At 49.3% G+C, this 8,253-nt stretch carries 5 protein-coding genes and 1 pseudogene; 4 read left to right on the top strand and 2 right to left on the bottom strand.

Annotated elements, in window-relative coordinates; all coding sequences use genetic code 11:
- Positions 1 to 161: pseudogene (locus tag TX85_RS27695) on the top strand (transcriptional regulator); the annotation flags it as partial.
- A gap of 991 nt (positions 162 to 1,152) precedes the next feature.
- Here the strand turns inward: TX85_RS27695 and TX85_RS18565 are convergent.
- Entirely contained in the window at positions 1,153 to 1,986 is an 834-nt protein-coding gene (locus TX85_RS18565) for a carbohydrate ABC transporter permease (protein WP_044481204.1), read from the bottom strand.
- Positions 1,986 to 2,915: a carbohydrate ABC transporter permease gene (locus tag TX85_RS18560; protein ID WP_044481203.1), complete on the bottom strand. Its 930-nt coding sequence runs from the start codon at positions 2,913 to 2,915 to the stop codon at positions 1,986 to 1,988. The genes TX85_RS18565 and TX85_RS18560 overlap by 1 nt, the downstream gene beginning before the upstream one ends.
- Before the next feature lie 138 nt (positions 2,916 to 3,053).
- Here TX85_RS18560 and TX85_RS18555 point away from each other — a divergent pair, with 138 nt between their 5' ends.
- The 3 genes from TX85_RS18555 to TX85_RS18540 all read left to right on the top strand — a co-directional run bounded on the left by TX85_RS18555 (position 3,054) and on the right by TX85_RS18540 (position 8,220).
- Positions 3,054 to 4,904, top strand: a complete 1,851-nt coding sequence (locus TX85_RS18555; RefSeq protein WP_044481202.1) for a cache domain-containing sensor histidine kinase — start codon at positions 3,054 to 3,056, stop codon at positions 4,902 to 4,904.
- Entirely contained in the window at positions 4,882 to 6,534 is a 1,653-nt protein-coding gene (locus TX85_RS18550) for a response regulator transcription factor (RefSeq protein WP_044481201.1), read from the top strand. The genes TX85_RS18555 and TX85_RS18550 overlap by 23 nt, the downstream gene beginning before the upstream one ends.
- Positions 6,535 to 6,903: 369 nt before the next feature.
- Positions 6,904 to 8,220: an ABC transporter substrate-binding protein gene (locus TX85_RS18540; protein ID WP_044481198.1), complete on the top strand. Its 1,317-nt coding sequence runs from the start codon at positions 6,904 to 6,906 to the stop codon at positions 8,218 to 8,220.
- The last annotated feature ends 33 nt before the right edge of the window (positions 8,221 to 8,253 follow it).

Genomic DNA, 8,253 nt, shown 5'->3' with positions numbered 1-8,253 from the left:
TGGAGCGTAAGGTTGGCCGAGAGACCAGATATCGCGTCAACGCGGATCCGTTGCTTGAGATAAAGCGCTGGCTGGACTACTTCGACCGCTTCTGGGATAACAAGCTGAACATGCTCAAGCATTATGTAGAACAGGAACCAACTGAATCCGAGAAATCATAAGAGGGTGTCCCAAGTAAAATTTTACACTTTGATAACAAAACAAAGTGATCTTCATATAGAAACCAAGGGGCAAAGCGACCTTCTCTCGCTTGAATCCTTGGTTTCTTGCGTCCATTGCGGCTTTCTTGATCAAATGAGGAGCGAGGGAAAATCCGCACGACCTCCAAACTTACTTATGGCAAGCCTCGAAGCGCCTTAGTGCCTTTCTGCACTATAACGCCACACGAGCCCTCACACCAGCAATTATAGTGCCTTTCTGCACTATAATCGCCACACGAGCACCCACACCAGCAATTTTAGTGCCTTTCTGCACTATAATCCCCACACGAGCACCCACACTAGCAATTTTAGTGCCTTTCTGCACTATAATCGCCACACGAGCCCCCACACTAGCAATTTTAATGCCTTTCTGCACTATAACGCCACAAGAGCCCCCACACCAGCAATTTTAATGCCTTTCTGCACTATAATCATCGCACGAGCCCCACACCAACAATTTTAATGCCTTTCTGCACTATAATCGTCGCATGAGCCCCCACACCAGCAATTATAATGCCTTTCTGCACTATAATCGCCACATGAGCACCCACACCAGCAATTTTAATGCCTTTCTGCACTATAATCGCCACACGAGCCCCACACCAGCAATTTTAGTGCTTATCGGCATTTGTTTCGCGACGCACGGCGTTGCCTCACTTCGAAAAAGGTGTCCCCAATCATCTGCGATGACTTTAGGACACCCCTCTTATTATTCTACCCGCGCACCTCTATAAATTGAACTGAAGAAGATACGTAGAAAAGGCATAAGTGTGAAGTGTTAAAAGCTTTCTGTAAGAAAGCTACTTCGGAAGCATAAAGCCATAGCGTTCGCCTTTGGGAGCGGATTTCCTCCTTGTAGGAATTCAGTCCAATAGAAGGAAATTCGCGAACAACAGCGATCGTAAGCACACTGCACACGTTGCCCCTAGCGTGCACTATTAGTTCAACTCCCCTATCCCTTTACAGCACCGGCAACAACGCCTTTTACAATGTACTTTTGCAGGAAGATGAACACGATAATGGATGGAAGTACAGCCATCACCATGGCTGTCATGGCATACTGCCAATCCGAAGTATATTGGCCGACGAAGGTGTAGGCCGCCAGCGTCAGCGTCTTGGTTGCAGGCGATCCGTTGACCATTAGGAGCGGAAGCAGGAAGTCGTTCCAGATCCACATCACATCGATAATAATGATGGTCGTCGTTACGGACTTCAAGAGCGGGAAGATCACGCTGAAGAACAGGCGGAACCCGGAGGCTCCATCAATCGTCGCGCTCTCGTCAATTTCCCGGGGAATCCCCTTCACAAAGCCGTGGTAAATGAACAGGGCCAATGGAGCGCCGAAGCCCCAGTACAAGAGGCCAAGTCCCCAGGTGCTTTCCGACAGATTCAGGTTTTTAGCCATTTGCAGCACCGTCAGCATGATCGATTGGAACGGGATCAGCATCGGCATAATACAAAGGAAGTAGATCAGGGAGCTGGCCCGGGATTTGGTTCGAGCCAGCTTGTAGGCTGCAATCGAAGAAATCAGGACAATCCCTGCCAGTCCAAGCCCGGTAACGACCGTATTGTTCAGGAACAATCTAGGATAATTGATGTACTGCCACACATAAGAGTAATTTTCGAACGCGAGCTTCTTAGGCAATGCGATGACATCGGTCATCAGCTCTGAGAAGCTCTTCAATGAATTGATGATGGTCAGGAACAGCGGATACAGGAAGATCAGGGAGATCACCACCATGACAACTTCAAGCAGGATGATTCTCCAGTCTCTTTTCTTTTTCATTAGGCTTCAACCTCCCTGCGCTTGAATATTGTCAATTGAATCACCGTAATGATCAGAACAGCAATGAACAGAATCAAGGCCTTTGCTGTGCCGTATCCGTACAGATTGTTCTGGAAGGTATCCCGGTAAATATCGTAGGCCACGCTATAGGTTGTCCCTCCCGGTCCTCCGCCGGTCAGTGACAGAATAACGTCGAACACCTTGATCGAGTTGGTCAGCGCCATAAAGACCGAGATCGTAATTGAAGGCGCGAGCAGCGGCAGTGTCACATTGAAGAACCGGCGGACCGGTCCCGCCCCATCCACCGTGGCCGCTTCCTTGAGATCATCGGGAACCGATTGAAGCCCGGCGATGTAGATGACCAGATAGAAGCCGATGGATTGCCATAACGATACAAGCAGGATGGAAATGAAGGCCAGGTTCTGCTCGCCCAGCCAGCTTAGCCCGAACAAGCCCCAGCCTGTACTGGCACCCAGGGATTCAAAGCCTTGCATAAAAATGAACTTCCAGATGAAGCCGACAATGACCAAGCTTAGAATATATGGAATAAAGAAGGCTGCCCGCAGCCAGTTCGTGCTCTTCAGCTTCATATCGAGTACAAGGGCAAGCAGGATGGCCAGCACGTTCACCAGAATAATATAGGCCAGCGCATACTTGATCGTGAACCAGGCTGCATTGGAGAAGTTCGCATCTCCCATGAAGATTTGTTTGAAGTTATCCAGCCCCACGAATTTCGGGTGCTTGGATATCCCGTTCCATTGGGTTAGGGAATAACGAATCGTCATCATAAACGGATAGTAAAATACGACAATAATGCTGACCAATATCGGCAACGTAAATGCGCCAAATTCCAGTCTCTCAGCTCGTCTTCTTCCACTTTTCAACTGTATGCACCTCTTTTTGTCGGACGAAATTTGTAAACCGAGCATTGCAGATATGCTGTGCTATAGTGTAAGTATAGTGTAGTTATTAGGATGCCCTAAATGGATTTAAGAAATCAGTTAAGGGTAAAAAGGTGAACTGAAAATATCCCGATACGTACCTCTTAAGATAAAGGATGAGGCAATATGTTCGATGGACTGAAACGCGCTCTGCGGGCAGGATACGCCCGTTTATCCGGACGATTGGCGAACAAGCTCATACTGTTCTTCTCCACGATCATTATCCTGGTTGTGGTGTCGTTGACCCTCATCTCAGGTCATATGCTGCGAAAGGAATCCGTCGCTAACAGCATTGAGAGCACGGAGAACAACCTGAAGCTCGTCAACCAGAATCTGGAGGATTATCTGGCAGACATCGAGCAGCTGTCCCTTCCGCAAATCCGCTATGATGATTTACTTCAAGCCATCGTTAATGAAGACACGGACTACGCCTCCAAAATGTATCTGGATCAATACCTGCGCTCCCTGTTTTACTCGCGCTCGGATCTGAACGGTATTTTCCTGTATCTGATCGATCAGGAGAAATACTACTCTATTACCCGCGAAGGCTCGGATACAAAGGCCCGGGTAGGCTTCCAGATCGGCATTGCGGATCAGCCCTGGTTCGAGCAGGCAATGACCAGCCCGAGGAGCCATTCTTTTCAATCCTTTGCTCAATCCAATGACCAAATTGGCTATACAGCGCTCAAAAACCCCGGAATAATGGCTTACCATCGGGTCATTCGTTCCATTGCCTCCCGTGAGCCGCGGGCGGTTATTTCTTTTTATATTCAGCCGGAAGTCATTGAAGAGATCCTGCAGGACATTCCCATGGAGCAAGGGGAGCACTTGATTTTTTTGGACCCGGACAACACCCCTTTTTATGCGGACGACCTTTCGTTTTTTGAGCAAATGAAGGATAAGAGCCAGTGGGATTACCTGGATGCAAGCGGCAGCGGTACCGACCCGGTCATTCGGAGGACCCCCGAGGGAAGTCAGTACTTGATCGTCAGCAATACGGGAGAGACGGAGAAATGGAAGCTGGCCAAGCCGATCCCCTATAGCAATATCTATGAACCGGCGAGACAGGCGCGGAATGTGAGCTTTCTGATCGGCGCCGCATTTCTGATTCTCTCGATTGTTCTGATTGCCTGGATCGCCAATGCAATCACCAGGCCGTTATACCGGTTATCCCGGCAGATGAGGAAGTTCAGCGAGGGCACCTTTGATGCAGTGGCTTTAGTAAGAGGACAGGATGAGATCGCCGACCTGAACCGGCACTTCAACAAGATGGTATTCAGAACAAACGAGCTGATTAATGAGCGCTACAAGATGAAGCTTGTAGAGAAAAATGCGATATTAAAGGCGCTTGAAGCCGAGATCAATCCCCATTTTCTATACAATGCGCTGCAGGCTATCTCTACCAAGGCACTGCGGAGCAAGGATTTCGAGGTAGCGGATATGATCGGCGCCCTGGGGCTGACATTGAGATATTGCATCGGAGGTAAAGACATCGTATTGGCGCGGGAGGAGCTGCAGCATATCGACCGTTACCTGGCATTGCAGAAGGCGCGCTTCGGTGAAAGGCTCGAGGTGGAGCTGGAATGGGACGAATCCCTGAAGTCACTGCAGATTCCGAAGCTGTCTCTCCAGACGCTGATCGAGAACTCCATCAAGCATGCGGTCGAGAAAGTGTCGGGCACGGTCAAGATTAGAATCAGCGCAGCATTCGCGGAAGGGCACTTCATCATTACCGTCGGGGATAATGGGCCAGGGATTCCGCAGAAGCGGATCGATCAGTTGGAGGCCCTCTTTCAGAAGGACTGGGAGGAGACCCAGGAAAGCGAGAATATCGGTCTTAAAAATTTGAATACGCGGCTCAAGCTGCTATATGGAGAACATGCCGAGCTTAGAATTTGCAATACAGATCAAGGAGTATCCATCACAATGATGATTCCGCGGGGTGAAGATAGCGATGTACAAAGTATTGATTATTGATGATGAACAGCCGCTGCGTGAGGCGATTCAGATTTTAGGAGAATGGGACAGGCTGAAGGTCGGTGAGGTGTTGGAGGCAGCCGATGGACGAGCCGGATTGGACATGCTGCGGGCGTACAAGCCTGATCTGGTTATGATGGATATGAAAATGCCGGAAATGGGCGGCTTGGAGCTGCTGAAGATTATCGAGCAGGAGTTCTCTGAACTTCCCGTCATCGTCATCAGCGGGTTCAATGATTTCGAATATGCGAGACAAGCTCTCCGGTCCAATGCCCTGGATTATTTGCTCAAGCCCATCAATCGACAGGACTTGAACCAGGCGCTGCAGAAGGGAATCGATCTGCTGGAGTCCAGAAAGCAGACCCGCAGCGAGTCCATTTCCCGCAATATTACGTACAACATGTCTCTGCCCAAGCTGAAGGAGAAGCTGTTCCTCTCCCTCATTGAACGCAGCTACAACAAGAGCGCCGACCAGACCTCCATGTCTTTAATCGGCGCAGATGACAAGGGAAGATATTATGGGGTCCTGGTATTGAGAGTGCTTAACCTGAAAGCGGTTTGTGAACATAGATTCAACTCGGACACAGAGCTTCTTTCCTTTGCGGTAGCCAATGTGTTTAACGAAATGACGGAGTCGGGACTTACCTGTTTCAGCTTTGCTGACCCCAAGGAGGAAAGGGAGATGATTGCCGTCTATGACGGAATCGGTGCGGACGCCAGGGAATGGCAGTTCCGTGCCGGACAATTGCTGCGAAGTGTAGTTACCCAGCTTCATGCCTTGTTCGGGATTATATCCGTCGGCGGTCAGGGTGCTCCGGCACTGGACCCCAGGAAGCTGGCGGACTCTTATGAGGAGGCAAGAATTCGAGCATATAGCGTCGACCTGCTCAAGCTGTCCGGACGGTCTGCCGTGGGCATGGCAGAGGATCGAAGAGCGCTGGAGATCCCTTCGCTTACCAGTCGGATGGCACTGATCAAGAGCAGCCTGGAGAACGGAAATCAGCATCAGGCCGCAACCTTGGGCAGCGACTATCTTCGTCAAATTAAGTCGACAGCTTTTTTCAGAATCGGAGATGCAGACCGGCTGCTTACCGAATTGGTCGTACTGTTCAATGACATGGCCCGGGAGCATGGCGTATCCGAAGAAAATATGCCCAATCCTGGGGAGAAATCGCTCAGAGCCTTTGGGTTAAAGACCGACTTTTCTAGCTTTGATGAACTGGAGAGCGTGTTTGCAGGTATATTGGAGCACTACAGCGCGCTTATTATGCAGGCGGCTTCGAGCCCGCGTTCCTTTGATGCCCAGCAAATTAAAGACTTTATTGACAACCATTATTATGAAGACATAAAAATATCGTATTTTGCCGAAAAATATTACCTGAGCAGGGAATACTTAATGAAGCTGTTCAAGCAGCAGTTCGGTTACGGAATTCATGAGTATGTCCAGAAAATACGGATGGATAAAGCGCTGAGGCTACTCAATAATCCGGCGCTGAAGGTCCAGGAAATCTCGGAAATGCTGGGCTACAAGGACAAGAACTATTTTAGTAAAGCCTTCCGGAACTATTATGGAACCTCGCCCTCCGAATACCGGAACCAACCAAGCGAGGATCAGGATAATAAGGATTAGAGGCAAGAAAGCGATTTCACTTTTTTACCCTTAATTCGCCACTTATCTACATTTTTATCCGGAGGCCTTCTCACTACAATGAGAAGTATAACAGGTCAACTGTTAAAGAGGTTGTTCAAAAAGCCAGCTTTTGATCACGAAGTATTTCAAGTGGTTGATTCGACATCGAATCTTGCGTTCACCCTCGAAGTCCGAGCGGATGCTTACGAGGTATGCTTCCTTTGGAAGCATTTCGCTCATGTAGGTTCTGCCTACACTCCGTTCCTCCTTCTTCAGGTTCTCGCAACCTTCTCGGTGCTGAAAAGCTGTTTTTTGAACTTGCATTAAATGCAATTCCAACACTAACAATGAAAGTGGGGGTACTAAGGGATGAAGAAAAAAAGAGTATGGGCAGGCTTCTTCAGTTTAGCGTTGGTTATGGGGCTGCTGTCCGGGTGCGGCGGCAATAATGCCGCAAGCAATGGAGGTACCAATTCGGAAGGGGCCGCAACTGGGAACGACAGCAAGCCGGTCACCATTTATATGTTCACAGCTTCTCCAGAATACACAGATGCGTTTAACACGTATATATCGGAATATAAAAAGGTCAAGCCTAACGTGACGATCAATCTTGAGATTATGCAGGCCGACTACAACACGGTACTGAAGTCGAAGATCGCTGCGGGAAGCACGCCGGATGTATTCCAGACGACGGCAGGCGGAGATATTGATACCTTTGCCGATTATAGTGCGGATTTGACAAATGAACCGCTTGCCTCAGCGATGACGGATGCGGTCAGATCGAATATGACTTCTTCGGACGGCAAGGTGCTGGGCCTTCCAATTAAGGGGAACCTGTTCACCCTTATTTACAACAAGAAGCTGTTTGCGGATGCAGGGATCGAAGCCTTCCCGAAGACAACGGCCGAGCTGGATGAAGCGATTACCAAGCTGGAAGCCAAGGGAATCACGCCATTCGCGAATGCCTACAAGGAATGGTGGGTATGGAAGCACATCTTCCAACACTATGTAGATGCAGCGGCGAAGGATGCAGGCATGGAGCCTAAAGACCTGGTGAACAAGTTCATCAGCGGCGAAGCGAAAATCAAGGACTACCCGGTTCTGTATGACAATTTCTTCTCCTTTATCGATACGACGGTTGCTCATGGCACAGACAAGCCGCTGGAACGCGATAGTAATGCCCAAGTAAGTGACTTCGCATTAGGCAAAGCAGCGATTATGACGGGTAAAGGCGCATGGGATGAGGAGGCCATCAAGAAAATCACACCGGATTTTGAGCTTGGGATTGGAGGCTATCCAGTAAGTGATGATGCGGCAGAGTCCTTCATTATTACAGGTGCCGACCAAGCGCTGCGGATTAACAAAGATTCCAAGGTTGTAAATGAAACGATTGAATTCTTCAACTGGTTGTACACTTCGGACTACGGCAAGAGCTGGTTCTCCGAGGTAGCGAAGGTCATTCCTCCGATCAAGGATGCACCGCTTCCCGATCTGGATATGCCGAAGCAAATGGAAGAAATTCTGAAGACGGAACCGTCGGGCGACCTGTCGGTGAACTACTCGCTGGATACCTTCCACCAGAAATTCGGTGAATTGATGCAATCCTATATTGGCGGCAACAAGACGAAGGATCAGGTCATTCCCGAAATCGAACAGGCTTGGGTGCAGTTGGGCTCGGCTCAATAATACAGCGGATCTGTAGCGTCAATTCGCCGCAGT

Origin of the sequence: Paenibacillus antibioticophila (assembly GCF_000455265.1) — a bacterium.
In the GTDB taxonomy this organism is placed as follows: Bacteria; Bacillota; Bacilli; order Paenibacillales; family Paenibacillaceae; genus Fontibacillus; species Fontibacillus antibioticophila.
Note: the sequence above shows the minus strand (reverse complement) of the source record. Positions and strands in the feature narration are given on the sequence as shown.